Genomic DNA, 25114 nt, shown 5'->3' on the forward strand with positions numbered 1-25114 from the left:
CCGATGTCGCAGCCTACGTGCCCGCCCGCCCAGATCGTGGCCGACACGATCGTCCGCACCGTCGAGTTGGGGGTGCGGATCACCGACGCCGCCGTTGCGGGCGAGACCACGGTGCTGTGGTGCGACCTGCTCACCGACGGCCCCGACAGGTGTCCGGAGTGCGGGCTGGTCGGGGTCTACCGAGACAGCGTCGAACGCCGTGTCACCGACGTCCCGGTGGTCGGTCACCCGCTGCAGCTACGCGTGCGGGTCCCGCGCTACCGCTGCGTCCACGACGGCTGCGCGCGGGAGATCTTCGCCCACGACAGCAGCCGCCTGGCCCGCCGCGGCGCGTCGACCACGCGGCGCTGCGCCGGGTATGTGTTGCGGCGCTTGGCGATCGACAAGGCCACCGTGGCCGCGGTCGCCCGCGAGCTGGGCCGCTCCTGGGACACCGTCAACACCGTGGCGGTCGCCGCCACCGAAGCCCTGCTGCTGTCCGCAGGACCGGCCCGGCTCGACGGCGTCGCCGTGATCGGGGTCGACGAGCACCGCTGGGCGCACGTGTTCGGCGCCGAGGGCGACGGGTTCGTCACCGTGATCACCGACCTGACAGCGGTCGTGGCCGGTCGGGGCCGAGCCAGGCTGCTCGACCTGGTCGCGGGACGCTCCGCAGAAGCCCTCAAGACCTGGCTCGACGCCCGTGAGCAGGGGTTCCGTGACCGGGTCGAGGTGGTGGCGATGGACGGGTTCGGCGGCTACAAGAACGCCGCCACCGAGGCCCTCCCGGACGCGGTCACGGTGATGGACCCGTTCCACGTCGTCGCGCTGGCCGGGCAGAAGCTCGACCTGTGTCGCCAACGCGTCCAGCAGGACACCCGCGGGCACCGCGGACGAGCCGGGGACCCGCTCTACGGGGTGCGGCGCACGCTGCGGACCCGGCTGGGGCTGCTCACCGACAAGCAACGGGCCCGGATCGAGGCGGTGTTCGCGAGCGAGGAGCATGTCGCGGTCGAGGTCACCTGGTGGGCGTATCAGCAGATCATCGCCGCCTACGGCACCGAGGACCGCCGACGCGGCAAGACCGCACTCACCGCGGTGATCGACCGGCTCCGCACCGGGCTACCGGCCGGGCTCGACGAGCTCGCCACGCTCGGCCGCACGCTGCACCGGCGCCGAGACGACGTTCTGGCCTACTTCGACCACCGGGCATCCAACGGCCCGACCGAGGCCATCAACGGTCGACTCGAAGCACTACGCCGCAACGCCCTCGGCTTCCGCAACCTGATCAACTACCGCATCCGGTCGCTCTTGCACTGCGGAGCCCTCGCACTCTGAATTCGGAAGAGCCCACGAAGCGCACGCAGACAGGCTGCAACGTCTTCCCTGCTGGTAGCACCCCGACAGGAGTCACCGATCCGAACGGCGCCAGCATCTGCTTCATCGCCGCCACTCAAAACCAGGCACAGGGTGGCCTGAACACGCAGTTCTACAGGGCGAATCGGGTACTCGACGGAGACCCCTTCCGGATTCTCGTCGGGGCGTAGAACGCTGCACTCACGTTGACCCATTATGCTGATGCAGTGGTGGGCGACACCCGTCGCCCACCACTGCATTGTGCGACCCGTCCTCTTGGAGGATCTGCTTTGACACCAACCCGAGTCCACGTGGACAGCCACTCGCTGGCGCTGTTCGACGGGACCGACTTCCCGGACCTGCAAGCCGGGTCGTGGGCTAACGGACTGATCAGGGTGCTCGACCGTGGCGCCGTGATCTACACCGGGATCGACCGTGGCTACGTCTCGGTCACGGTGGAGGCTGTGGCGGCCGAACCACACACGCCCACGGACCTTTCGGCCTGGGAGGAAGTAGTCGAAGTAGACGTACTCTCCCCAGAGGGGCAGCTGCACGTGGAGTCGTACGAACAGGGATGGTGCGACGAACTGCCTATCCTCAGTGTCGGTGGACCTGGACGCTATAGGATCCGCATACTCTGTAGCGGGCGCGACCGCAGCTTTGATCAGGTTGACAATGATTCCGAAGAATCTTACTTGATTCAGGCGTGGCCCACGCTCACCTCGTCGCCCGAGACCATAATCCAGCAAAGCGACTCGGTCGGCCACAGTATTCGACGCGCCCTTTAACCCGCGGATGGCTTAGCTCATGCGGACAAGGAGTTATTCAATCGGTCCATGATCGATCGGGTCGAGATTACCTTGATCGACCGGGACACTTTCTGCTTCAGCGTGCGGGTTCGCAACGGCGCCAACGAACTCATTCCGAGCGCCACGTGCGTTATGGAGATGACCGGCCCGACCGAATGCCCTCCAACGACGATCACGTCGGGGCCTGGATGAAGTTGCCTCTGTGACATGTCAGCCGCTTGACACAAGCAGTTCGTAGGAGCGGCATCGTGCACGGTGGTCGTGGATCGGGGTCGTGACCATCAGCTCGGCGCAGCCTGTCGCTGCAGAGAGGCTGCAAAGGGCCGCGCGAGCGGTATCGCCTGAGCCGATGATGTAGCCCCGCATCGCATCCTCCACGGCCCGCTCCTCTTCCGGACCGAACCTGTACTTGGCCGCCTCCTCAGCTGTGGGTAGCAGTCCGCGGATCTTCCGGCTCCGTCGTAGCAGCCGGAGTTTGATCGAGCCGGCGAGCCAGTCAGCCTGTTCATCGGTGTCGGCGGCTATGACGGGCACGGTGAGGATGGTCCGGCCCTGCTCTGCCTGGCCGAGCGGTGTGGGGCGGTACTCGGCGAGAACGCTGCCGATGCCTGAGGGGTTGAGGTGCCCCGCGAAGGCATAGGGAAGGCCGAGCTTGCTCGCGAGTCGCGCACTGAAGTCGCTGGAACCGAGGAGCCACAGCTGCGGCTCGTTGCCCGATGCGGGTACGGCCAGGATGGGTGCTGCACCAGGCGAGAAGTGGGAGATCAGCTCGGCGAGCTGCTCTTCGTAGGTTCTCGCGGTGCGAAGGGTCTCGGGTCGTACGGACTCGACGACGGGCTTCCGGCCGCCGAGTGCGCGGCCGATGCCGAGGTCGATCCGTCCCGGATGGAAGGCCTCGAGCGTGCCGAACTGTTCGGCGAGGACCAGCGGGGAGTGGTTGGGGAGCAGCACTCCCCCGGATCCGACTCGGATTCGTTCGGTGGCCGAGGCGAGGTGTTCGATGATGACGCTGGTGGCGGCACCGGCGACACCAGGCATGCCGTGATGCTCGGGCACCCAGTAGCGCCGGAAGCCCAGCAGGTCGGCCTGCCGCGCGAGGTCGGCGGTGTTGGCGAGTGCCTCTCGGGCGGTAGAGCCTTCGACGATGGGGACGGTGTCGAGGATGGACAGATGGAGCTCAGGTGGCTGCGGGGAGTTCATCGAGCCCTGCTCCCACCTTTCCGGCTCGGAGAGTGTCCAGCTCGCGGCTGAGCTCGGCCATCCATCTCGCTCTGTCGCGCCATCGCCCGTCGAACTCGGGCTCGATCTTCGGGTAGGGCGCCGGCGGTAGCCGGTAGTCGCCTCCGGCCCAGCGCACTCGGCGACTCGAGTCCAAGGCATGGAGCGCCGCTGCGACTGTCGCTGCCGCTCGGCTCGGGTCGGACAGGTCCTGAGTGGGATCAGGGTGATGGCCTACTGAGTAGGGCGCCAGGTAGGCGAGGCCGTCTGTGATCTCGCTGGTCATCTGCTCGAAGCGCGCCGCCGTCGTCCCCTCGTTCGCGGGGCGACCGTGAGGGACGGGGGGCAGCACGATGTAGGGAAACTCGTCCGTCAGTCGCCGCCACAGGGGCTCGAGTTGCCTTACGAGGCGGCGCTGACGATGCACATCGAGCCGGTCTTGCACACCGGCCACCAGGGATGCCAGCGGTGCGGCGGCGAGCCCGATGGCGAGGATGATCTGGCCGCCGAGCCGGCCGATGTTGTAGAGCGTGCTGAGCAGAGGCCATTTCGATCCGGGGAAGGCGATGTAGAGCCCTTGCCGGACGAGTGCGACACCGTCGACTCCGATCTCCATCGCGGAGACTCCGATGATCACGACGATGACTGCGCGACGCGCCCATCGGTGCTCGAGGGATCGGAGGTAGCGGACCGCTCGCACCGTTCCGATAGCCCACAGTCCGAGGGTGGCACCACAGCTGCTGAGGTAGAACACGATGTTCTGCCAGGTGCGGTAGTCCTCGGGGATCCGCGGGTTGTGCCATGTCCCCGCTGGGGCGGTGGCCCACACGACATACATGACGACCATCGCAATGAGGACCACCGCCAGTTCGACGAGGGCTCTGCGCGTCCGCCTGCGGCCGTCGTCGGGCGAGGGGGCGGCGAGCAGGAAGAACGCGGCGAAGCTCCAGATCATCACCGCCCACGCGAAGTTGCTGAAGTGCACCTGGTCGAGGAACTCGTGCAGTGGCTCGAAGAAGGCGAAGGGGAGGCCCACGGTGACGACGAACGCGATGCTCGTGACGCCGATGACCAGAACGCGCAACGGCAAATCTCTGGGGTAGCGCACCAACTGGCGCCACTGCCACAGTGCGACGACTACCAGGATGACGGCGGTGCTGATGGAGAAGGTGAGCTTGATGTTCATCGCCAGTCACTCCTCCTGAGACCGAAGGCCGCTGCCATCCCGTGCTCCGGTCGCTCCGGAGGCAGGCTGAGGCTGCTTGGGCGGGACCGGCGGCGCGCGAGCTGGGTGAGCAGCCGGGCACCTGCCTCGGCCTCCGACTCCTGCCAATCCTCGTAGAGACTTGCTCCTGTCCCGGGCTCTTCAACCTCGGTGTCCAGGCTTCCGCAGGTCAGCGCGTCCTGACCTGCGAGGTGGTCGCGCACGAGGTGAATGACCTCGTGGTAGATGACGGTTGCCTGGTGCGCGGTCGGCGCGCTCTGCTCGTACAGGATCCGGTCGCGGTTCGGTTGCACTACGAGGTGTCCGATGGACGCAGTCGCCCCGAGGTCAGCTGCTTGAAGACGGATCGGCCGACCCCGTTCGTCTGCGAGACGCCGGCAGAGCTCCTGCGGGGTGAAGGGCGGCCGAAGCTCAAGCCGAAGAAGAAGATCAAGGCAGAGGTCCTCGAGCGCCTTGAGGCTGAGCTGGTCGGACACGCGGATATCCCTGATGTCGGCCGGGCGTCTGAGCCGAAGACGACCGAGGCCCCATCGGCAGGTCTTGATCATCGTAGGTGCGTCCTCGACGAGTTGACCTTCAAGACCACCGATAGGTTGACGACGGTGACGAGTGTCGAGTCAGCGGCCGACATCAGCCGCTCCCTCGTCGTCGTCAAGCAGAGCTCGAGCGAGTGCCCGCATCATCGACGCTCGCTCTCGGCTGTCGGCCCCTCCCCCGGATGCGCCTCGATGAGCGGCCTTCGTGACACCTGACGCCCGTAGAGCCTTCTGAAGCTCTAGCGCTGCGGCCCGTTCCTCCTCCTGTGCAGCACGCTCAGCGGCGATGTGGCTCTCGAGTTGAGCCGCCCTCTCGTCGAGTTCCCGGTCGACCTGCTCTGCGACGTCCGGGTCGACGAAGTAGCCGATCCGAACGTCGAAGAACCAGGACAGCGCCTCCAGAGTCCTCATCGTGGGGTTTCGCTTCACCCCACGCCGGAGCTCACTCAGATGCGACTCGGAGATCTCCCGGCCTTCTGCCCGACAAGCCGCCACCACCTCGTTGTTGCGCCACGGCCGCTGAGGGGCGTGCGGCGGCCGGTTGACGTCGAACAATCGCTCGAGACGTTGCGCAAGCGTTCGGTGCTCGCGGTTCGTCTCATCGCCTGCTCCCACGGTTCGCCCCCTAGACACCATCAGCCCTGCCCGTTCAGCGTACTCGATCACCTTTCTCTGGTTCGACTTCTACGCTCAAACGTAGGGCGAGTGGGTTGCCCACGCGACACCTCACTCTTTAGTGGCAACTCAGTATCAGTCGGCGGAACTGTCTCACTCTTTGCGCTCCCGTCGTCCGCCAACTGGGCGCCTCTCGGCCAGACGCCGCGCTGCTTCGAAGCGTCCGCCGCGGACCATCGTGCCTCCGAGTGAGTTGATCGAGCGCGCCAGCGAAGCGGTACCCGCAGTTGATCTAGACAGATCGCCACACCTCAGCGTAGAAATCTCGCCAGAAGATCGCGTCTGGCATCGCCGGGTAGCGAGCTGATCGGAACGGGGGGTGCAAGCGATGCGTGGTGGTCGACGTGGAGTAGTCGAGCAGCCTGCTTGGCGAGTGGCGCCCGGGTTCGTCTCCGGGCCGGAGGAGTCGACACCGGCTGCTGGGCCCGACCCCCTCCAGAGCATGGCGCCACCGAATGAACCGCCAACTCCTCGCCCCTCCTCCCATCAGCACTCGGTCGACTCCCGTCAGGCCCCCGCGAGCGACTCCACCTGCTCAGAGGACGACGCTTCTCCAGGACCGCCACCGGCAGCACCGCCGTTGTTCACCCAGGCCATTCTGTCGGGGCCGGAGATCGACGAGTCGGCTCCGGCCGCGAGTCGGTGGGAGTTCCTCGCGCCGCCGTCTCCTCACGCTGCGATGAACGTCGGGCGAAGCTCAACGGTCGCCCCGCCGGCGACGTCACCTGGGTTGGAGCAACCGATGCTGTGGCCCCCTCATTCGGCTGCTCGTGAGGGCCGCCAGCCATCGCCCGCACCACAGGTTGGGCCAAAGCCGCAGGCAGAAGCTTCGCCGGGTCCTCAAAGGCCTTCGCGGTCGCTCGTGGCAGTGCCCCGCGGCGGAAGTTGGCAGATCGAGCGTCCCTTCGAGTCGCACCAGCCGATCGACGACGCCGAGGCGAAGACACTCGCGGCGAGGTTCGCGGCCGACTACTTGTCGTGGGACGAGGAGGACCCCCACCGTCGTGCTGAGGTACTACGCGACTACCTCAGCGATCCCGGGGCGGCCACCCTGGGCTGGGATGGGACGGGTAGGCAGCGAGCGGAGTTGGTTCTGCCCGGCCGCACCCTCTACCTCGACGACGGTCGAGTCGTCGTCGAGGTGACGGTGCGGGTCGCCGCTTACGAGCGCGCCTACCCGTCCCCCCATGCAGCGACCGGAGCTCCGCAGGCCGCCGCTCCTGTGAGTTCGATGGGCCCGTCGAGTGCTCCTGATGCCGGGGACCCGTCGTGGCGACTGCGCTGCAGCCACTGGGTGAGCCTGGCCCCGCCGATCGCGCACGACCGCCGCAGTCGACGACTCGTCGTCGACATCTCCCCGACCGCTGACCCCGAATGAGGACTTCAATGCCCGCTGATCCGCACAGCACATGGGCCGACGACCCGGCTCTCACCCCGTGGGCCAGCGCCGTGGCACCGCCGCAGACGGGCCCCGGTTCGTCGGGCGACCCGAGTAGCGATGGTGAGGACGGGCAACGCCAGGCCGAACCGGTCAAGGCGCCTGTTCCGCGCCCCGCCCCGTCGCCCTCACCGCGGTCGGCGGTCCTCCCCGGGCCGTGGCAGCTAGGGCCGCCGGCGCAGGTCGTCGCTGATCAGTACCAGACGGGCCGACAGGATCGACCGAGCTCTCCGAGCCCGCCGCGTGCTGAGGGCACCGCAGACGCGCTGTCCTATCAGCAGCTCGTTCGGACGCGTCGGGACCGGCCGCAGGAAGGGTGGCGCGGTGCCGTCTACACGATGACGCGGGGCCGGCTGAATCCCGGCCTCTCCCCCACTGAGGCCGACCGACGGCAGAAGATCGCGCGGATGCAGACCCAGCTCGCGGGCTGGCACACCGTGACTGTGGCCTCGATGAAGGGGGGCATCGGCAAGACCACGGTCTCGGCCCTCCTGGGCCTGGTGCTGGCCGAATACCGCGGCGACCGAGTCGTCGCGCTCGACGCGAATCCCGACGCGGGCACCCTCGCCGACCGTCTGCTCGGGCAGGCGGTGCCCTACACCGTGCGGGACCTGCTCAAGAACCTCGACACCATCCACTCGCTGACCGACGTGGCCACCTACACAAGCCTCGCCGGTCGCCTGCAGGTGTTGGCCTCCGAGCAGGACCCGGCGATGAGTGAGTCCTTCAACCGCGACGAGTACGTGGCGGTCACCAAGGTCCTCAAGCGCTTCTACAACATCATCATCACCGATTCGGGCACCGGGCTGCTGCACTCGGCGATGCACGGGGCGCTGGAGAACACCGGCACGCTGGTCATCGCCGGGGCGCCGACGGTGGACGGCGGATCGCGCGCCGCGAAGACACTGGACTGGCTTAAGGAGCACGGCTTCGAAGATCTGGTCAGCAACGCCGTGGTGGTCATCTCGCTGCACCAGATCAGCGACAACATCGACCGTGGCGCGGTGGTCGACCACTTCCAGCAGCGTTGCCGCGCGGTGGTGGAGATCCCCGGGGATCCGCACTTGGCGACCGGCGGGCTCATTCAGCTCGAACAGCTGCGACCGCGAACCCGCGACGCCGCGATCAGCCTCGGCGCGCTGGTCGCCGACGCCTTCCACTACTCGCGCAACCACCTGCGCCCGCCCGAGGTCCCTCATCCGGCACAAGCCGAGGTGGACTGATCGTGGGGATGCTCGGATCGGTCGTCGCGGTGTTGACCCTGACGGCGGCCACGGGTCTTGCTCCGGCGGCCGCGCCGGTGGACTCGAAGGCGTCCTGCAACTGGCGGCTGACCGCGAAAGTTCTCTACCAGGAGGTCCGACTCGAGTCGACGGCGCGAGCGGTCAAGCTGCGCAACATTCTCGAGGACGCTGGGGTGAGCGCCCCGGACTTCCTGCCCGCTTCCTGCACCGACGGCTCAGCCGGAGGTACAGGTGGCCGGGGAACAGGGTCTTCGGGCTCGTCGGTGGGTTCAGGCGGTGGATCCATCGGCGGAGGCTCGGGGAACTCCGGATCCGGGCAGACCGGAGCTGGGGGCTCGTCCGGGGCGGGCGGCGGTGGCTCGCCCCGGACGGGCTCCGGTGGCGCTGCCGGTGGCGGGGCGACGGGCACCTCTGGGCCCGATGGGAATGGGAACTGCCCGACCACGGCTGCCGACGCTCTGGGGTGGGGGACCCCGAACCGGGAGGACGATTTCGAGGGCGGCGTCGACGGCTGGGGCATCTACGACGGTGCCGGACATGCCGGCAACGGGACCCGCTCGCCGGCCGCGATCACCACCGCCGACGGGATCCTGACCATCACCGGGACCCCGGACGGCCAGAGCGGTGGCATGGCCTGGAACCCGGGTCAGATGTACGGGCGCTGGGAAGGCTGTGCGCAGTCCCCTCCGGGTGACCCGGACCTGCACTCGCTGTTCCTACTGTGGCCGGACGCTGAGAACTGGCCCGAAGGCGGCGAGACCGACTTCATGGAGATCTCCGACCCGACCCGCCAGACCGTCGAGGGCTTCTTCCACTACGGAGCGGACAACCAGCAGGAACACGCGTCAGTCGACATCGACGCCACCCAGTGGCACGCCTTCGCCGTGGAGTGGACTCCGCAAGGCGCTACCTACTTCGTCGACGGCGAGGAGTGGTGGAACACCACCGACACCTCGATCCTCCCGCCCGGCCCGCAGCACCTGACCATCCAGCTCGACAACTTCGGCAACCCGCAGGAAGAGACCCAGATGCACGTCGACTGGGTCCGCCAGTACTCCCTCGACGGCACCGCCGGCAGCAGCTCCAGCGAGACGAGCGGGACCGGCCAGTCCGGAACCGGCAGCCAGGCGTCCGGGTCCGGCGATCAGGACCGGCCGGGCGGCGACAACAGCAGCGGCGACAGCGATGAGGACGAACCCGGTGAGCGCTCCGAGTCGGGTGACTGATCGTGCGCGCACCCCGCTCCCCACGCCGTCTGGAGACACCGAGATGAACATGTCGAACACCCGCAAGGCCGCCGCGGTCCTGCTCACCACCGCGGCACTGACCGTCGGCCCGGTGGCCGGGGTGGCGTGGGCCGCGCCGGCGCCAGCCGACGGCAGGACCTGCACACAGACTGAGAACAACACCGGCTCGTCCCCGTCGTCGGCCGGTGGGGCGGGGCTGGACCCCCAGGTCCTCCAGCAGGCACAGGACCTCGTCGACCAGACACGTGCCCTGCTCGCGACCCTGATCGCCTCCGACGACCCGCGCGCCGGAGCTCTCGTCGAACAGCTTCGCGGCATGGGAGTCACCCCGGCGGTCGCGACCGGTTGGCGCCAGCGCGCCCACGACGTCGCCGACTCCCTGCTCACCCAGAAGGCACCCGCAGCACAGCAGGCAGCGGTGATCCTCGCCCGCGCCGGGTTCTCCCCCACCCCCGCCGACCTGCGTGCCCCGAACGCCCAGGCCGCGCTGAAGCGGGATCCGTTGCCATCACCGGTATCCCGGTCCAACGCCTTGCCCGCCGTGGCTACCCCCGCACCTGCGGCGGCATCCGCTGGCGCCGCACGGTCAAGCGCCATGAGTGCGGTGCTCGCCGAAGCCATCACCACAGCAGCCGCGGCCGCCGACTCCGCTGAGGACGGCGGCTCCGGATCGGTGCAGGTCTGTGGCGAGAGTTCCTCCCAGGACCCCACCGAACCCCCCGACTCACCGGGCAGCGGGGCGTCAGCGGGGAAGGCAGACTCCGGTGGCACCGGTGAGGTAGGCGGCGCCGTGGGTGCGCCCTCGCCCACCTCATCCGGATCGGGCGCGGGCGCGGGGGCTGACGATACTTCGCCGAGCACTGCCGCTCCGGATTCCGACGATGGGTCCGCTACCGGAAGCGCCACCGACGGCTCCTGGGACGTGGATCTCCGGGCCTTGGCCGATGACCTGGCCGCGCAGGCGGACGACCCTGATGCCCAGGCGCTGGCCGAAAAGCTGCGCGCGGAGGGGTTCGGCGGCTCGACAGCAGGTGACGTCGCACCGACCGCACCCGAGTCCTCGACAGGAAGCCGCGTGCCCGGTAACGGATCTTCTACACCCGGCTCCGAAACCGAGACAGTCACCGCGCCGGAGAGCGGTTCGGGGTCGGAGAGCGGCTCAGGGTCGACTGCTCAAGACTCGGGCGACACGACGTCAGACTCGGACGGCGCCGCGGCGTCACAGGACCGAGACGACGATGAGCAGGGTCTGGACGGCGAGGTCGGGCGGCTCGCGCAGCAGCTGCAGCAGGTCCCCAACGACCCGACCGCTCAGCAGATCGCCGAGGCGCTGAGCTCCGCAGGTTTCGCGGGCGTCCGCGCCGGATCCGCGCGGGACTCCGATTCGGGGTCCTCTGCGACTCCGCCGAGGAGCTTGAGCGGTGAGAGCGGCGGGTCTGGGTCCAATCCCAGCAGGGACGAATCGGGGTCGGCCGAGTCCGGATCGAGCAGCTCTGCTGATGGCCCGCGGGGCTCCGACGACTCGGGCACCGATGACTCGGGCACCGGCGGCTCAGCGTCCGGCGGCTCAGGCGAGTCTGGTGATGGCCCGGGCGCCCCGTCAACCGGCGATTCTGAGGAGCCGCAGGAGGCTGCTCCGGCGCAGAGCCCGAGCGACAGTGGGGACAGCGGCGCGGGCAACGCGGCCGGCGCAGTCTGGGACAAGCTCGCCCAATGTGAGAGCAGCGGTGACTGGGCCATCGACACCGGCAACGGCTACAGCGGCGTTATCCGAACAGCTGAGGTCGGCAGTGATGCAGATCACTGCGGCCCAGGGGAGCCGGCGGCTCTCCCGAGCAGCTGGTGGGCCAGCTTGAGCGCCCTTGCAAGCTGGTGGTCGAGATGACCCGCTCCCCCGGGCCGATGTCACTCAGCCTGAGCAGGGCGGGTGCCCTCGAGTTCATCGAGCAGCGTTTGGACGCGACTTGCTGTTCGTCGGTGCCGTTCGGCCTCACGATCCCATCCACGTGCTTCTGCGTCGCAGACGAGCTGCTGTTCGGTGTCGAGCCGGATGCGGAGTCTCGGGGTGTAGTCGGGGGTGGTGACGAACTTCGAGCAGGTCAGGTAGAGGTCGCACTCGCATGGCCCTTCCTGGGGCAGGCGCAGGCAGCGGCCGAGCTCGAGCTCGGTCTTGAAGAAGTTCGTCGACAGCCAGTTGACGGCCTCTGTGGTGAGGTCGCCGTTGCGGATGGCCTCGGCCTGCGGCCCGGCCAGGATTGCGCCGGGGGCGAGGACGGCCTGGTAGTCGGCGAGGACGACGGGGTCGGACAGGCTGGTGTAGGTCATCGACATACCCGCGGAGCGGTGCCCGAGGACCTTCATGATGGTCTGGATCTTCGCGCCGCGTTCGCCGAGCTGGGTGCCCATGGTGTGCCGGAAGCGGTGCGGGTGGACCAACGCCTTGCCGTCGTCGTCGACCAGGCCCAGCGCGCGGCAGACCTCGGTCAGGCCGGCTTTGAACAGGTAGTCCGGGCTGGCCAGGCGCCCGTTGCGCAAGAACAGGTAGCGAACCGTCCGGCCGAGTCGCTGGTCGAACAGCGGCTGGTCGGTCTGGGCGCGGCGACGGGTGATGAGGTCGCGGACGGCCTCGGCGGCCTCGGGGTGGATCGGGACGACCCGTTCCTTGGCGGATTTGCCCGCGGCGAGGCGCAGGCGGTGGGTGCTGTCGGGGTAGGTGTCGAGGCAGTCCAGGTCGAGCTTGCGGATCTCCCCGCTGCGGGCGCCGCTCCAGCGGGCGACCAGCAGGGCGGTGCGCTGCAGTGGGTCAGCCAGGGCGCGGATGCCGTCCATGAGCGGGTCGAGTTGCTCGGCCGGGATGAACCGTGGGACGCGCTCGATCCCGCGAGGAACGTCGGAGCTGGTCAGCGGGGGTCTGGTGGGCATGTGCGGCCACTCGTTGATCGCGGCGTGGCGGAAGAACCGGGCGACGTGGCCGATGACGTGATCGCGGTAGACCGCCGAGAGCGGCTGGTCGGGGTGCTTCCACTTGCGCTGGTGGGGCAGCCAGGCCAGGAACTCCAGCAGGGCGGGCCGGTCGAGCCCGGCCAGGGTGGTCTGCTCGGGCCGGGTCTCAGCGTGCCAGGCCGCCAGGCGCAGCAGGCCCGAGCGGGCCTGGGTGACGGTGCCGGGCGCGCGTCGGACGGCGAGCTCGCGCAGGTAGCGCTGCATCGCCTCCTCGACCGCCGAGACGGTGCTGATCGCGGCCAGCGGGCGGGGTTGCTTGCGCAGTGGCAGGGCTTCGATGAACCCGGCGTGGAACAGCGCGACCCCGGTCTGGGTGACGCTGCTGTGCCAGGCCATCGGGAACCCGGACCGCATCTGGACCTTCAGGTCGAGCTGCTCGATCTCGGGCAGCGAGGCAACGGTGCGGATGGTCGTGCGCAGCTCGTCGATCTCGGCGAGAGACAACGTCGTGAGATCGGGGTCGGCGCGGTGCAGGATCAGCCGAGGCAGCGCCCAGGGCAGGCTCTTGTTGACGCTGGGAACCGAGACACCTCGTCCGAGCTCCTGCTCGCGCAGGGCGGCCATCTGCGCGCGCAGCGGCAGACCCAGCCCGTCGGCGATCGCGAGGATCCGCAGGTTCGCGGCCCCGAACAACCACGGCCAGTCCAGACGCAGCCGCCCGGTCAACGACAGATAGAACAGGTAGGGCCGCGCTCGGAAGCTCGCCGCCGCGCCTGCCGGGTCGACCAGCGTGCCCGCCGGGGCGGGGCGCGCGTGGATCGTGGGACCGACGCGTTCCGCCAGCGGGCGACGGGCCCATCGCGTCATCGACGGGTAGTGCTCGACGAACTCGGCCCTGGCCTGCAGCAGCATCGGTGTCCAGTTCTTCGACCCGCGCAGCCCGACGCGCAGGAACCGCTCGTACTCCTCGACCGAGGCGTGCGAGGGACCCGAGTAGCCGTCAGTGGTGCGCGGTGACCGCGAACGTCCTGGCGCGCTCATCGCGCCGTCTCCGGCTGCGGGCCCTGCTCCAAGGCGGTCCGGTAGTCGTCTCGGACCTGGTGGTCGGTGAGCCGGACGTAGACCTTGGTCGAGTCCGGGTGGGCGTGACCGAGGCGGCGCATCAAGGTCAGCTCCCGCATCCCGAGCTCGGTCATCCGGGTGGCGTGGGTGTGGCGCAGGCTGTGTGGGGTCAGCCAGGGCTCGCGCACTCCGGCGCGGGTCGCAGCCCGCTGGAACAGCCGGACCAGGCCGTCGTAGCTCAGTGCGTGGTCTCTGCGGGCGCCTCGGCCGCCGATCAGGAACAGCAGCGGTGTCTGGGCGTCCGGGGGGCGTTCGAGCAGCACGTAGCGGTTCAAGGCCGGGAGTGCCCGGTCCTCGAGCAGGTCCACCACCCGATCTCGGCGGGACTTCTGCCGTGCGCCCTGCGGGTGATCGTCGCGGTGGCGGACGGTGACCCGTTTCCGACCGTAGGAGATGTCCTCCAGATGCAAGCCCAGCACCTCACCCGGTCGCAGGCCGCCCTCGTGCATGAGCTCAAGCAGCGCCCGGTCGCGCAGCTTGTCCAGCTGCCCCAGCAGCGCCAGATAGGTCTCGTCCGGGATCGGGCGCGGCAGCGTGTCGACGGTGCGGACCCGCAAGATCCGGCGGACCGGGCGCTGATCGGCGCTGGTCAACAGCGGTGGCCGATGCCGGCCCAGCACGCGGGACGAGGCCTGGTCGGCCTCGCGCAGGATCGGGTTCTCCACCTGCGTGTAGCCGCCGCAGCTGATCAGGAACTCGTAGAACGACGACACCGCAGCCAGCACCCGGTTGCAGGTGCGCGCCGACAACCGACGCCCGTCCCCGCTGACCAAACCGAGCTGGCTGCGCTGCGCCCGCCCGGCCGAGGACTGAACCCGCAGCCAGCCCAGGAACTCCGTGGCCAGCATCGGGGAGAACCCACTGACCGGCTCGCCACGCTCGTCGAGGAACTGCAGCAGCTTCATCAGGTCGTAGGCGTAGGCCCGGACTGTGTTCGGCGAGTACTCCCGCACCGCCAACGACGACAGGAACGCCGACACCTCTGCCACCGGCACCTCGCAGTCGTCGACCACAGCCACCGTCGGCTCTCCTGGCCGCTCCGGTTCGCATTTCACCACTCGCATGACCGCGAACTAGATCATGAACCGTCGTCGTCTGACCTGCAGCTTCCTCGTCGTGGCGTAGGAGATGTCCAGATAAGTGGTGGCCTGCAGTTCGACGACTCCACCTGGAAGGCCTACGGCGGCGATGCCTACGCCCCGTCCGCGGCGGCGGCATCGCGCGATCAGCAGATCGCGGTCGCGGAGAAGCTGCGCGAGGACCGCGGCGGTTTCTCGGCGTGGCCGGCGTGCAGCCGAAAGCTGGGGCTGCAGTGACCGCCATGGCCGAACGGATCACCCGACCGGCACAGGTGGCTGCCCCGTCCGCGTTCAGGCCTCAGGCGCCGGCAACGGTCGATGGCCTGTTGCACCCGATCGCGGCCGAGTTGCTCGCCGGAGCCGAACGCGAGGTCGACGATCTGGACGTCGAGCAGATCGTCGACGTCAGCGCCGGGATGGTGGCCGCCGGGCGCGGGGACGAGGTCCTCGCGGCCGTGCGGGAGGCCGGCCGAGAGCTTGGCGCAGCTGCCTCCCTGCAACTACCGGCGAGTGCCCACCAGCCGATCGACTGGGCTCCGTTCGGCACCGTCGTCCCAGTCCTCGCCGGGTCACCTGGCGCGGGTGCATCGTGCGTCGCTGCGGCCTTGGCCGACGCACTGCAGCTGGCAGCCCGCTGTGTGCTGATCGTCGACGCCGCCGATCCCGCCCGCTCCGGGCTCGCCGGCGCAGCCTCGGCCGAGGGCCCCTGGACCAGTCAGATCTCCGCGCACACAGCGATCCGCTTCTCCTGGCGGGACCAGGCCCTACTCGCCCGGGTGGAGACGGATCTCCCCGCGATCAGTCCGGGTCTGGTGCCGCCGCCGCCGGAGTGGCTACCCCGGGTCGACCCGCTGCATGTGACGGTGGTCGACATAGGCCACGACGGCTGGCGGACGACCGCGAATCCCCTGCTCGGGGCGGGGGGTTGGCTCCGCAACGGGGCACCCGCGCCGCGCCCGGTCTTGGTGGTGCGCGCGACCCGCCCCTCGCTGCGGCACGCCGAGCAGGTCCTGGCCCGCCTCGATTCCTGGGTGAGCTCCGGGATCGCCGTCCCTCCGGCACAGCTCGCCGTGGTGGGGGCGAAGAAGTGGCCGGCCGGGGTCGCCGGAGCCGCCGGACGACGCCTGGATGGGCTGCTCGACGACGCCGTGTTCGTTCCGCTCGAGCAGAGCCTGGAGATCGGCGGCATCACCGACGAGCTCCTCCCGGACAGGGTCCTCGACGCCGTCACTCCACTGCTCACCGGCCTGGGGCTGTTCCCAGAGTCGGATCGCTCGCGCTCACGAAAGGCACGCCGCTGATGTCCGCATTCGCCGCGATCACCACCGCGCTCACCACCGTTGCCCCGGGCCTCGAGGACCCTTTCGGCGCGGTGCTCGCTCTTCCCGGGAATCCGAACCCGCAGGCCCCGCCCGGAGCACAGAACATCGAGAACGTCCTGGGCTACATCAAGTGGGGTGCGGGCGCGGCCATCGTGGCCGGCTTCTTCGCAGGCGTCGCGCTCTTCGCCGGGGGCCGGATCGCCGATCATCACCGCTTCGGGCGGATGGGAGCCATCACCATGTTCGCCAGCGTCGGAGCCGCGTTCCTCTACGCGATCGGCTACTCCGTACTGACCACCTTCGCCGCGGGCTGAGTCGGACCAAGACCGAGTCGATGAACATGTACTGGCCCAACACCCCCGGAAATCGGACGCAGCAGGCCGACACTCCGCGGCCTGATGCCGCGGTGGCCCGCCGTCGGGCGCTCATCGTTCTCGTCGGCGGCGGCGTGGTCGCGGTGCTGCTCGTCGTCGGCCTGGTCTGGCTGGTGCTCGGACTCGGCGGAGCACCGGCCCCAGACCCCATAACCGTCCCGGCTCCCCAGGTGGCCGAGCCGGGTTGGGACACCACCGGACAGTACGAGCTGGCCACCCGCCCGATGCCGGCGTTCCCAGAGTCCGCTTCAGCCCCGCACCCGCTCGCCGCCGAGACCGCCGGTTCGACGATTGCCCTGCCGCAGCCCGGGACCACCGAAGGGCGCTACGTACCCACCGGCTTCCCCGCCACCGTCGAGGGCGCGATCGCCCAGCAGGCTGCACTACTCACCGCGGGACTCGCCGGCGGGGACCCGGCCACCTACACCGCCGCCTACGACTCCCTCATCGCCCCCGGAACGCCCCCGGCTTCGAGTAGCCGGATGGTCGAGCAGCTGCAGACCTTCCGCGCCCGCGCCGGACTGCCACGGTCCGGGGCCGAGCCCGGCCTGCAGATCACCTACACACCCACCTCCGCGCTGGTGAAGGGCACCACCGACGGTGGCCGCTACACCGTGGTCTGTGTGCTGGGCGAGATGACAGTTCAACGCAACGGCCAGCTCACCTCCGGCGGGATCGGAGACTGCCAGGCCCTGCGCTACTTCGCCCCCTCCCCCGCCGAGGCGCCGGACTGGCACATCGCCCCCGGCCCGGCCGCCGCCCCGTCGCCGGACCTGTGGCCCGGCACCGCCGAAGCCTTGGCCGCCGGGTTCCGCCCTCTCAGCTGATCCACGTCATGTCACCACTCCCCCCACCGCCCGTGCAGAAGGAAAGGAGCCGTCCGTGAACCTCCTCGGAGATGCGGCGGCTGGATTCGTCACCTCCGCCATGGACAAGATCGCCAAGGCGATGTGGAGCGCCGCGCTATGGGTGCTGCGGGGTGCCTTCGAGCTGATGGACTCCCTCCTCGGTTTCGGCGACGGTTCCGACCTCGTCGACGCCGACGGACGCCTCGCCGCGGGCACTCCGCTCGCCGGGATCTGGCCGACGCTGCTCTGGATCTCCGCCGCCGTGGCATTCGGGCTGTTCCTCTGGCAGCTCACGACCACCGTGGCCCGCGGCGGGGCCGGGTTCTGGCGGGCGGTGTCCGGGCCGGTCGCCTACGGCATCGCGATCGCGATGACCGCCGGCATTCTTGCCGCGCTACTCGGTGGGGCGGAGGGCCTGACCAGCATGCTGCTGCAGCAGGGCCTCGCCTCCGACAACTTTCAGACGATGTTCACCACCGGGAAGATGGCGGAGGTCTTCACCGACAACCCCGACCTGGGCGCGGCCGCCGCGAACACCGACGAGACCGTCCGTTCCCTGGTGTTGTTCATCGTCGCGCTGTTCGGCGTGATCCCGGCCGGCCTCGGCTTCGCTCTACAGATGATCTTCCGGCAAGGCGTCATCTGGATCCTGCTCGCCACGATCCCGATCACCGCGGCCGGGTTGATGACCCAGACGACCTCGGCGATGTTCTGGCGCAACGTCCGCTGGGCCCTGGCCGCGATCATCATGAAGCCCGCGCTCGCGCTGGTTCTCGTCGTCGGGGTCAACCTCATGTCCGCGCCCACCGGAGTCGGCGGGCTTCTCGTCGGCACCGGGGTCCTGCTGATTGCAGTGTTCTGCCCGATGACCGTCTACCGGCTGCTGTCTTTCGTCGAGCCCGGCACCCAGGCCGGAATGGCACTTCGTTCGCTGTCGAGTCAGGGCTCCTCGTCCGGCCCGGGCGGCGGCGGCTCCGGCGGCGGAGGTTCGGCCGAGCAGGCCAACACCGCCCGCTTCGACGCCGCATCCGGGGGCGCCGGGGGTGGGGCCGCCGCTGGCGGAGCCGCCGGGGGCGCGGCCCTCGGTGCGGCTGGAGCCGTCGGGGCCGTGGGCGCAGCGGTCTCGGGTGCTGCCCACGGAGCCTCCAACTTCGCCAACAGCCAGATGGACGCCACAGGGATGGGTGCGGGAGTCGGCGGCCGCAGCGGTGGTGGTGGAGATGGTTCGTCGCAGTCGAGTGGGGCGGGGTCAGGGGGGTCGTCCGGCCAGTCTGGAGGTTCGAGCGGTGGGTCCGATGGCCGCGATGTCGGGGGTGGGCCGTCGGGCGCGGTGCCGGGCGCACCCGAGGCGGCACCGCTCGAGGGCGGTGCGGCGAGCGGCTCCTCAGCGGCCGGCGACTCCGGAGGACCGCCTGCGATCGAGCCGGCGCCTGAGATCGGCGCCGGGGGCGCGCCCGGCGGGGGCGGTCACGCCGAGACGCCCCCGCCGGAGCAACCCACACAGGGCAGTAACCGCGGCGGCCCGAGCGCGGGTTCAGCGGGCGGAGCGAGTGAGGCGGTGATCCCGTGAGCCAGACGGTCGAGGGTCCGCGGGTGTATCGCGGGCTGAACTCCAAAGAGCGCGCGGGCTGGATCCTCGGCCTGACCCCGTGGCAGGCCCTCGCCTGCCTGGCGCTGGCCGCTCCGGTGCTACTGGCGATGTCGGCCGGACGGTGGTCTTCGGCGTTCGTGTGGCTGCTGCTCGACGGCACCCTCGCCGCGCTCGTCGTCGTCCCGATCCGGGGCCGCTCCGCGATGCGGTGGCTGGCCGATCTTCTGCTGTTCCAACTGGGGGTTCTCATGCGCTGGTCGCTCTGGCAGTCGCGCGCTGCAGCCGGAGATCCCGGCCCCGCGCAGGAACCCGATCTCCCCGGAGTGCTGGCTCGCCTGCGGTTTCCCGACGGCCCGCCACACCGGCAGGGCCGGATCTGTCTGATCCACGACACCGGGCAGGGACGTTGGGGTGCGACCGCGCGGCTGACCCACAACGGGGTCGGGATGTTGTCCGACGCGGACTGCGAGCGTCTCGCTGCCCGCCTCGGCACCCTGCTCATCGCTCTGGGCCACCGCGACGTCGTCGACCGCATGTCGCTGTACGTGCGCACCGTCCCCGACGACGGGACCGAGTACGATGTCTGGCGCGCAGCCCACGAGTCCTCGGCGGCTCCCCATCTGGCCAGGCTGGCGACCGACGAGCTCGACCGCACGATCGGGTCGGTCAGTGTCCGGACCGAGCTGTTCGTGACGATCTCCGGCTCGGAGACGGTGCTGGCCAAGCCGGCGAAGGCGGCGGGCGGCGGCACGAAGGGCCGCGCGTACGTGCTCTACCGGGTCCTGGACGGCATCGAGGACCAGCTCAAAGCCCTCGGTGTTCGCACGATCACCTGGCTGACCTCCGCCCAGCTGGCCGAGGCGATCCGCACCGGCTACAACCCGGCCGCGGCCGCGGGACTCACCGCCGCGCACCTGGCTCACCCCGATCCGGTTGGGGAGGACGGGCTCCCGATGGCTGCCGCCGGCCCGACGCTGGCCCCGACCCCGGCCGCGCGGGCCTATCACCACGACGGGTTCAGCTCGGTGTCGTATGCAGTGATGATGCCCGAGGCGGGCACCGTGTTCGGCAGCCTCGGACCGCTGCTCGCGGTCCGCACCGCCGGCGAGCGCCGCACCTTGGCCCTGCACTACCAGGTCTTGTCGCACAAGTCGGCGCAGCGCGCGGTCCAGCGCGGGCGGTTCCGCAATAACGTCATGACCGACTACAAGTCGTCCAAGGGTTTCACCACCACCGCCGTCGACGCCCGACGCGCCGGTGGCGCCCGCGCCCAGGAGTCTGCGGTGGCCTCCGGTCACGCGATGGTCCGGGTCAGCGCCGCGGCGTCGGTGACCGTCCCGGCGGACTGGAACCTCGAGGACCACGCCGCCCGGCTGGAGAACGACGCCTCGGGCCGCTTCCATCTGCTCCGTCTGGAGCTGGCACAGGATTCCGCGTTCGTCAGTGCCGCCGTCCCGGTAGGCCTCGGCCTGCCCCGGCTGAAGGGAGCCCTGAGCTGATGGCACGCAACCGACGCCCCAGCCGTGGCGATGTCCGGACCGCGTTCGAGCTCCTCGACTCCTTCGGCGGCGCACCGAACCTGTCCGGGCCGACGGTCGATCCGGCGGCTGCGGCGGAGGAACGCGACCGGCGGATCAACCGCCCTGCGGCGCCCCCGCGCGGGCCCGCCGAGCCCGGCCGCGGCTGGGCCCCGGTCGACGCCGCGACCCGGATGCCGGTCTACCAGGTCACCACTTCCGAGATCGGCGGTCTCTTCCCACTCTTGGCGGCCAACGGCGTCCCGGCCATCGGGGCCCGGATGGGATACGACGCCTTATCCGGTGGGGCGTTCTACTGCCACCCCATCGAATGGCTGCTGCGCGGGCTGGCCACCAACCCGAACATGGTGATCTTCGGCGAGCCCGGCCGCGGCAAGTCCAGCACCGTGGTGGCGTTCTGCCTGCGGATGATGCTGTTCGGGATCAAGACCCTGATCTCCGGCGACGTCAAGGGCGAGTACACCCCGCTGCTGCGCGCGCTCGGGATCACCCCGATCGCTCTGGGGCGCGGCTCCAGCGCCCGGCTCAACGCCCTCGACCTCGGCCCTCTCGCCGCGCGCTGGAGCACATGGCCGGTCGAACGCCAACGCGAGGAACTCGCCGGCGTGCTGGGGCGCTGGACCAAGCTGCTCGCCGCCCTCGCCGAGACCCAGGGCTACTCCCCCACCGTCACCGACGAGCTCGTGCTGGCCACCGTGCTGCGCCGCCTGGTCGGCGTCAGCGACGGCTACACCCGGCTACGCCCGGTCACCATCCCCGACGTCGCCCGCGTGCTGGCCGACCCCGACGACGACCTCTGGGCCGACGCCCGCTTCGCGAGCCGCCGCGACTTCCTCGACCACACCCGACTCATCACCGACGCGCTGTCCAACCTGGTCTCCGGGCCACTGGCCGGGCTGTTCGACGAGCCCACCAACTTCGAGCTCGACTGGGACGCCCCGATCCAGTCGATGGACCTGTCCCTGCTGCGCAGCCGCGGCGACCAGGCCATCGCCGTCGCCCTCACCTGTCTGGGCTCCTGGTCCTCGATGATCACCGATCTGCAAGACGACGGCGACATCCGCATCGTCGTCCGCGACGAGGTGTGGCGCCAGATGCGCCTTGGGCTGCGCGCGGTCCACGCCGTCGACTCCGACCTGCGCCTGTCGCGCGCCGAACGGAAGATCCAGCTCCTGGTCATGCACAAGCCCTCCGACCTGCTCTCGGTCGGGGCCGCGGGCAGCCAGGAGGTCGCGATCGCCAAGGACCTGCTCGCCCTGTGCTCGACCCGGATCCTGCTGGGCCAGTCCACCCGGGTCGCCGACGAGCTCGCCAGCGAGCTCGCGCTGACCGAACGCGAGCAGGACGTCGCGGGCGGCTGGGCGATGGAACGCCAGGGCCGCGCGCTGTGGAAGATCGAGAACAGCCCCGGCTACAAGGTCCAGACCGTGCTCTCCAGCACCGAGATGCGGATCTTCGACACCAACGCCCAGCTCCGTGCCGCCGCCCCGGCGGCGCTGGGCTCCTCGACCGGCTGATCCGGGTCGGTCAGTGAACTCCACGTCGGCGAAACTCGGTGCGCTCGTGGTCGCGGCCCTAGCCGTGATCACTGCGACGGTGCTGCTGATCGGGATGTCGCTGCTGGCCTCGTTCGGCGGGGGCGTGCTCGGGGGCGGTTGCGGCGGGGATGGCGGCCCCGGCGGCGGGACCGCGCAGGTGGGCCCGCGGGTGTGGTCGGCCGAGCAGATGACCAACGCCCAGACCATCGTGGGGATCGCCGTCGAGCGGCAGCTGCCCAAGCGCGCCGCGGTCATCGCCCTGTCGACGGTGATCGTCGAGTCCCGGCTGGAGAACGTCGGCTACGGCGACCGGGACTCCCTCGGACTGTTCCAGCAACGCCCTTCGCAGGGCTGGGGCAGCACCGAGCAGATCCTCAACCCCGCCTACGCCACCGCGACGTTCTACGACCGCCTGCTCGCCGTCCCCGGCTGGCCGACCCTGCCTCCCGGCCAAGCAGCCCAAGCCGTACAGATCTCCGGGTTCCCCGAGCGCTACGCACCCGAGGAGGCCGCAGCCGCCGCGCTGGTCGACCAGTTCTGGCAGGGCCCGGACAACCCGGTACCCGCCGCACCCGACGCCCCACCGGCCGGGCCGGGTGGAGGACAGATCGACCTCGCGGCCCTGGCGACCACTCTGTGCCCGGACCAGGGCGCCGGCGGGCTCCCGCCCGGCGGTCCCGCACTGGTCGATCCCGGGAAGCTCCCACCCGGGTTCGTACTCCCCGCCGACCCGCAGCAGCGCGCCGCGGTGTCCTACGCCCTCGCCCAGCTCGGCAAGCCATACGTGTGGGGAGCCAAGGGTCCCAACGCTTTCGACTGCTCCGGGCTGATGACCGCAGCGTGGGCGGCCGCCGGGGTCCCGATCCCCGCGGGCACGGTCAACCAGAAGTTCGCCGGCTCTCCCGCCGATTTGGCCCAGCTCTCCCCTGGTGACTTGATCTTCATCCCGGGGTCGCTGGGCTCCCCCAGCAACCCACGACACGTCGGCATGTATGCCGGGCAAGGGATCATCGTGAACGCCTACGACGACTCCAGCGGAGTCATCCTCCAGCCGGTCGCGAAATGGGCCGACCAGATCGTCGCGGTCCGCCACATCGCAGGCTCCACCGGCGAACCCACCGCCACCGACGTCCTCGCCCAGGAGGCCCCGGCATGAGGCGCTCCTCCCCCACCGCCGACCGAGACCTCGCCATGGCCGCGGTGGGCTTCGCCGGTCTCGTCCTCCTCGTCGGGGCCTCGGGGCTGCTCGCGGCCGCAGTGGTCCTCGCCGCTGGGTTCCTCGGCGCACCGCTGGCCTGGCCCGACGTCGGCGCCTGGTGGCCTTTGGTGTTTGCCGTGCTGGGTCATCCCGCTGATCCCGGGTCCGCCGTCGGCCCGCCGTGGGCCGACACTCTCGCCGGCCAACCGTCGACCTACTGGACGTTCGCGGCGTTCCTCGGTCTGCTAGGGCTGGCTGTGGCGATCGCTGCCGGGATTCTCGGGTGGCGGCGCTGGGGCCCGACCGGCCCGGGGCACGCCAGTCGACGAGAGATCCGACGCGACCTCTCCCTCGCCGCGGCCCGGCGCACCGCACGGTGGACCCGCCCGAGTCTGTCCACGCTGGAGTGCAAACGGGCACCATTGGAGGAGGTCGCGGCCCCACTACACCGCGGCGTCATCGGCGCGATGTGCAGCCCCTTGACCAGCCCCACCGGCACGCTCGCTCCGACCCAGACCGGCAAGAGCCGGCGCGACCTCGTCCACAAGGCGATCGGCGCTCCGGGCGCCCTGCTGTGCTCCACGACCAAGCCCGATCTCCTCGAGTTCGCCGGTCTCGCCCGCACCCGCCGCTTCCTCGCCGGCCCCGTCCTGGTCTTCGACGCCACCGGCACCACCACCTGGCCCGCGCAACTGCGCTGGTCGCCGATCCAAGGCTGCCAGGACTACGCGACCGCCGAACGACGGGCCCACACCATGGTCGAGGCCTCCGCGGTCGCCGTCGAGACCGGAGGGGGCGGTGGCGCCGGCAACGACAGGGTCTTCAGGGAGCGCGCCAAGGTCGTGCTCACCGCCTACCTCCATGCCGCCGCACTCCACAGCCGTGGCGTCAGCTCCCTCATCCGCTGGTCGACCGCCAAGCCCCTCGACCGCGAGCCCGTCGCACTCCTCGAGCACTACAGCCCCGACGTCGCCGCCAACCTCTCCGCCGAGATGGGCATGGTCGATCGCACCTCCGACGCCGTGTGGATGTCGGTGCGCCGGGTCATCGAGCCGCTCATGAGCCCGGCCCTGCGCGACCTGTGCTCTCCCGGACCCGGAGAGGGGTTCGACGCCCGCAGCTTCATCGGCAACCAGGGCAGCCTGTTCCTCATCGCCGGCCGTCAGCACGCCGCAGCAGCAGTCCCGCTACTCACCGCCCTCGCCGAGGAGTGGCTCACCACGGCCACCGAGATGGCCAAGTCCTATCCCACCCGACGCCTCGAACCGCCGGCCACGGCGGTGCTCGACGAGCTCACCAACGCCACACCGGTACCGAACCTGCCCGACATCGTCTCCGACTCCGCAGGTCAGGGAGTCGTGATCCACTGGGCCGCCCAGTCCCGCGCCCAGCTAGACGACGCGTTCGGCACACCCCGCGCCCGCCAACTCCTCGACAACACCACCACCCTCAGCCTCTGGGGTGGACTCAAGGACACCGACGCCCTCGAGTGGGCCTCCACGCTCAGCGGCCACCACGAACGGATCCGCCACCAGACCCATTCCGACGGGATCCTGTCCGCCGGCCGCGGCTCGATCGGCACCGAGACCGAACCCACCTATCGCCCGGGCGCCATCCGCACCCTCCAACCGAACAAGACCCTCATCATCCACAGAGCCTTGCGGCCGATCCTCGCCAAGACCATCGACGTCAGCCAACGGCGGGACTGGCCACAGCTGCGCGCAGACCAGGCCTCGGTTCGCGACGCCACGCCTGCCGTCTCCCAGCTGGGCTACGGGCTCGACGCTCCACACCGCCCAGATCAGCCTTCGGCTCGACTCCCGAGGTGACCGAC

The 25114-nt window shown here is 70.1% G+C and carries 21 protein-coding genes; 15 read left to right on the forward strand and 6 right to left on the reverse strand.

Annotated features, from left to right (window positions below):
• Positions 1-3 precede the first annotated feature (3 nt).
• Together L3X23_RS01080 and L3X23_RS01085 are read left to right on the forward strand one after the other, a co-directional pair.
• Entirely contained in the window at positions 4-1317 is a 1314-nt protein-coding gene (locus L3X23_RS01080; protein WP_237190128.1) for an ISL3 family transposase, read from the forward strand.
• Positions 1318-1646: 329 nt separating this feature from the next.
• Positions 1647-2123, forward strand: a complete 477-nt coding sequence (locus tag L3X23_RS01085; protein WP_237190129.1) for a hypothetical protein — start codon at positions 1647-1649, stop codon at positions 2121-2123.
• A 231-nt stretch (positions 2124-2354) separates the two neighbouring features.
• Here L3X23_RS01085 and L3X23_RS01090 read toward each other — a convergent pair whose 3' ends face one another.
• From L3X23_RS01090 to L3X23_RS01105, 4 genes are all read right to left on the reverse strand, one after another.
• Positions 2355-3344, reverse strand: a complete 990-nt coding sequence (locus L3X23_RS01090) for an LLM class flavin-dependent oxidoreductase (protein ID WP_237190130.1) — start codon at positions 3342-3344, stop codon at positions 2355-2357.
• Complete coding sequence (locus L3X23_RS01095) at positions 3322-4548, reverse strand: MAB_1171c family putative transporter (RefSeq protein WP_237190131.1); 1227 nt, start codon at positions 4546-4548, stop codon at positions 3322-3324. The genes L3X23_RS01090 and L3X23_RS01095 overlap by 23 nt, the downstream gene beginning before the upstream one ends.
• Positions 4545-5063 (reverse strand): hypothetical protein, encoded by a 519-nt coding sequence (locus L3X23_RS01100; RefSeq protein ID WP_237190132.1) that lies wholly within the window; start codon positions 5061-5063, stop codon positions 4545-4547. Before L3X23_RS01100 ends, L3X23_RS01095 begins: the two co-directional genes overlap by 4 nt.
• A 141-nt stretch (positions 5064-5204) precedes the next feature.
• Positions 5205-5789 (reverse strand): hypothetical protein, encoded by a 585-nt coding sequence (locus L3X23_RS01105; RefSeq protein ID WP_237190133.1) that lies wholly within the window; start codon positions 5787-5789, stop codon positions 5205-5207.
• Between the two features lie 871 nt (positions 5790-6660).
• On the opposite strand from L3X23_RS01105, the gene L3X23_RS01110 reads away from it, so the two are divergent.
• The 4 genes from L3X23_RS01110 (at position 6661) to L3X23_RS35825 (ending at position 11612) form a co-directional block, all read left to right on the forward strand.
• The gene (locus L3X23_RS01110) at positions 6661-7176 is read left to right on the forward strand and encodes a hypothetical protein (protein ID WP_237190134.1); all 516 of its coding nucleotides are present in this window, start codon (positions 6661-6663) and stop codon (positions 7174-7176) included.
• 467 nt (positions 7177-7643) lie between these two features.
• The gene (locus L3X23_RS01115) at positions 7644-8459 is read left to right on the forward strand and encodes a MinD/ParA family protein (RefSeq protein ID WP_237190135.1); all 816 of its coding nucleotides are present in this window, start codon (positions 7644-7646) and stop codon (positions 8457-8459) included.
• Positions 8460-8467: 8 nt separating this feature from the next.
• Positions 8468-9706 (forward strand): glycoside hydrolase family 16 protein, encoded by a 1239-nt coding sequence (locus L3X23_RS01120; protein ID WP_237190141.1) that lies wholly within the window; start codon positions 8468-8470, stop codon positions 9704-9706.
• A gap of 43 nt (positions 9707-9749) precedes the next feature.
• Entirely contained in the window at positions 9750-11612 is a 1863-nt protein-coding gene (locus L3X23_RS35825; protein ID WP_305080921.1) for a transglycosylase family protein, read from the forward strand.
• 20 nt (positions 11613-11632) lie between these two features.
• On the opposite strand, the gene L3X23_RS01130 is transcribed toward L3X23_RS35825, so the two are convergent.
• Both L3X23_RS01130 and L3X23_RS01135 read right to left on the reverse strand, forming a co-directional pair.
• Entirely contained in the window at positions 11633-13711 is a 2079-nt protein-coding gene (locus tag L3X23_RS01130; protein ID WP_237189972.1) for a site-specific integrase, read from the reverse strand.
• On the reverse strand, positions 13708-14811 hold the full coding sequence (locus tag L3X23_RS01135; RefSeq protein ID WP_237189971.1) for a tyrosine-type recombinase/integrase: 1104 nt from the start codon (positions 14809-14811) through the stop codon (positions 13708-13710). The genes L3X23_RS01130 and L3X23_RS01135 overlap by 4 nt, the downstream gene beginning before the upstream one ends.
• A 129-nt stretch (positions 14812-14940) precedes the next feature.
• Between L3X23_RS01135 and L3X23_RS01140 the strand changes: the two genes are divergently transcribed.
• From L3X23_RS01140 to L3X23_RS01180, 9 genes are all read left to right on the forward strand, one after another.
• Positions 14941-15108, forward strand: a complete 168-nt coding sequence (locus L3X23_RS01140; RefSeq protein WP_374204805.1) for a transglycosylase family protein — start codon at positions 14941-14943, stop codon at positions 15106-15108.
• 89 nt (positions 15109-15197) lie between these two features.
• Positions 15198-16172 (forward strand): hypothetical protein, encoded by a 975-nt coding sequence (locus L3X23_RS01145; protein ID WP_237190056.1) that lies wholly within the window; start codon positions 15198-15200, stop codon positions 16170-16172.
• A complete protein-coding gene (locus tag L3X23_RS01150; RefSeq protein WP_237190057.1) occupies positions 16172-16507 on the forward strand; it encodes a hypothetical protein in 336 nt (111 codons plus the stop codon). Before L3X23_RS01145 ends, L3X23_RS01150 begins: the two co-directional genes overlap by 1 nt.
• A gap of 20 nt (positions 16508-16527) precedes the next feature.
• On the forward strand, positions 16528-17394 hold the full coding sequence (locus L3X23_RS01155; RefSeq protein ID WP_237190058.1) for a hypothetical protein: 867 nt from the start codon (positions 16528-16530) through the stop codon (positions 17392-17394).
• A gap of 55 nt (positions 17395-17449) precedes the next feature.
• Positions 17450-18985 (forward strand): hypothetical protein, encoded by a 1536-nt coding sequence (locus L3X23_RS01160; protein ID WP_237190059.1) that lies wholly within the window; start codon positions 17450-17452, stop codon positions 18983-18985.
• A complete protein-coding gene (locus L3X23_RS01165) occupies positions 18982-20505 on the forward strand; it encodes an SCO6880 family protein (RefSeq protein WP_237190060.1) in 1524 nt (507 codons plus the stop codon). Before L3X23_RS01160 ends, L3X23_RS01165 begins: the two co-directional genes overlap by 4 nt.
• The gene (locus L3X23_RS01170) at positions 20505-22061 is read left to right on the forward strand and encodes an ATP-binding protein (RefSeq protein WP_237190061.1); all 1557 of its coding nucleotides are present in this window, start codon (positions 20505-20507) and stop codon (positions 22059-22061) included. Before L3X23_RS01165 ends, L3X23_RS01170 begins: the two co-directional genes overlap by 1 nt.
• Positions 22062-22074: 13 nt before the next feature.
• The gene (locus L3X23_RS01175) at positions 22075-23238 is read left to right on the forward strand and encodes a C40 family peptidase (protein ID WP_237190062.1); all 1164 of its coding nucleotides are present in this window, start codon (positions 22075-22077) and stop codon (positions 23236-23238) included.
• Positions 23235-25109: a type IV secretory system conjugative DNA transfer family protein gene (locus L3X23_RS01180; protein WP_237190063.1), complete on the forward strand. Its 1875-nt coding sequence runs from the start codon at positions 23235-23237 to the stop codon at positions 25107-25109. Before L3X23_RS01175 ends, L3X23_RS01180 begins: the two co-directional genes overlap by 4 nt.
• The last annotated feature ends 5 nt before the right edge of the window (positions 25110-25114 follow it).

Origin of the sequence: Pseudonocardia sp. WMMC193, assembly GCF_021728735.1 — a bacterium.
GTDB classification, from domain to species: Bacteria; Actinomycetota; Actinomycetes; order Mycobacteriales; family Pseudonocardiaceae; genus Pseudonocardia; species Pseudonocardia oroxyli.

What these genes read in the sequence shown, in the direction of transcription:
- L3X23_RS01130 (WP_237189972.1), bottom strand. Translation starts at nt 13,711, where the DNA reads ATGAGCGCGCCAGGACGTTCGCGGTCACCGCGCACCACTGACGGCTAC.
- L3X23_RS01080 (WP_237190128.1), top strand. Translation starts at nt 4, where the DNA reads ATGTCGCAGCCTACGTGCCCGCCCGCCCAGATCGTGGCCGACACGATC.
- L3X23_RS01120 (WP_237190141.1), top strand. Translation starts at nt 8,468, where the DNA reads ATGCTCGGATCGGTCGTCGCGGTGTTGACCCTGACGGCGGCCACGGGT.
- L3X23_RS01155 (WP_237190058.1), top strand. Translation starts at nt 16,528, where the DNA reads ATGAACATGTACTGGCCCAACACCCCCGGAAATCGGACGCAGCAGGCC.
- L3X23_RS01180 (WP_237190063.1), top strand. Translation starts at nt 23,235, where the DNA reads ATGAGGCGCTCCTCCCCCACCGCCGACCGAGACCTCGCCATGGCCGCG.
- L3X23_RS01090 (WP_237190130.1), bottom strand. Translation starts at nt 3,344, where the DNA reads ATGAACTCCCCGCAGCCACCTGAGCTCCATCTGTCCATCCTCGACACC.
- L3X23_RS01115 (WP_237190135.1), top strand. Translation starts at nt 7,644, where the DNA reads ATGCAGACCCAGCTCGCGGGCTGGCACACCGTGACTGTGGCCTCGATG.
- L3X23_RS35825 (WP_305080921.1), top strand. Translation starts at nt 9,750, where the DNA reads ATGAACATGTCGAACACCCGCAAGGCCGCCGCGGTCCTGCTCACCACC.
- L3X23_RS01150 (WP_237190057.1), top strand. Translation starts at nt 16,172, where the DNA reads ATGTCCGCATTCGCCGCGATCACCACCGCGCTCACCACCGTTGCCCCG.
- L3X23_RS01095 (WP_237190131.1), bottom strand. Translation starts at nt 4,548, where the DNA reads ATGAACATCAAGCTCACCTTCTCCATCAGCACCGCCGTCATCCTGGTA.
- L3X23_RS01170 (WP_237190061.1), top strand. Translation starts at nt 20,505, where the DNA reads ATGGCACGCAACCGACGCCCCAGCCGTGGCGATGTCCGGACCGCGTTC.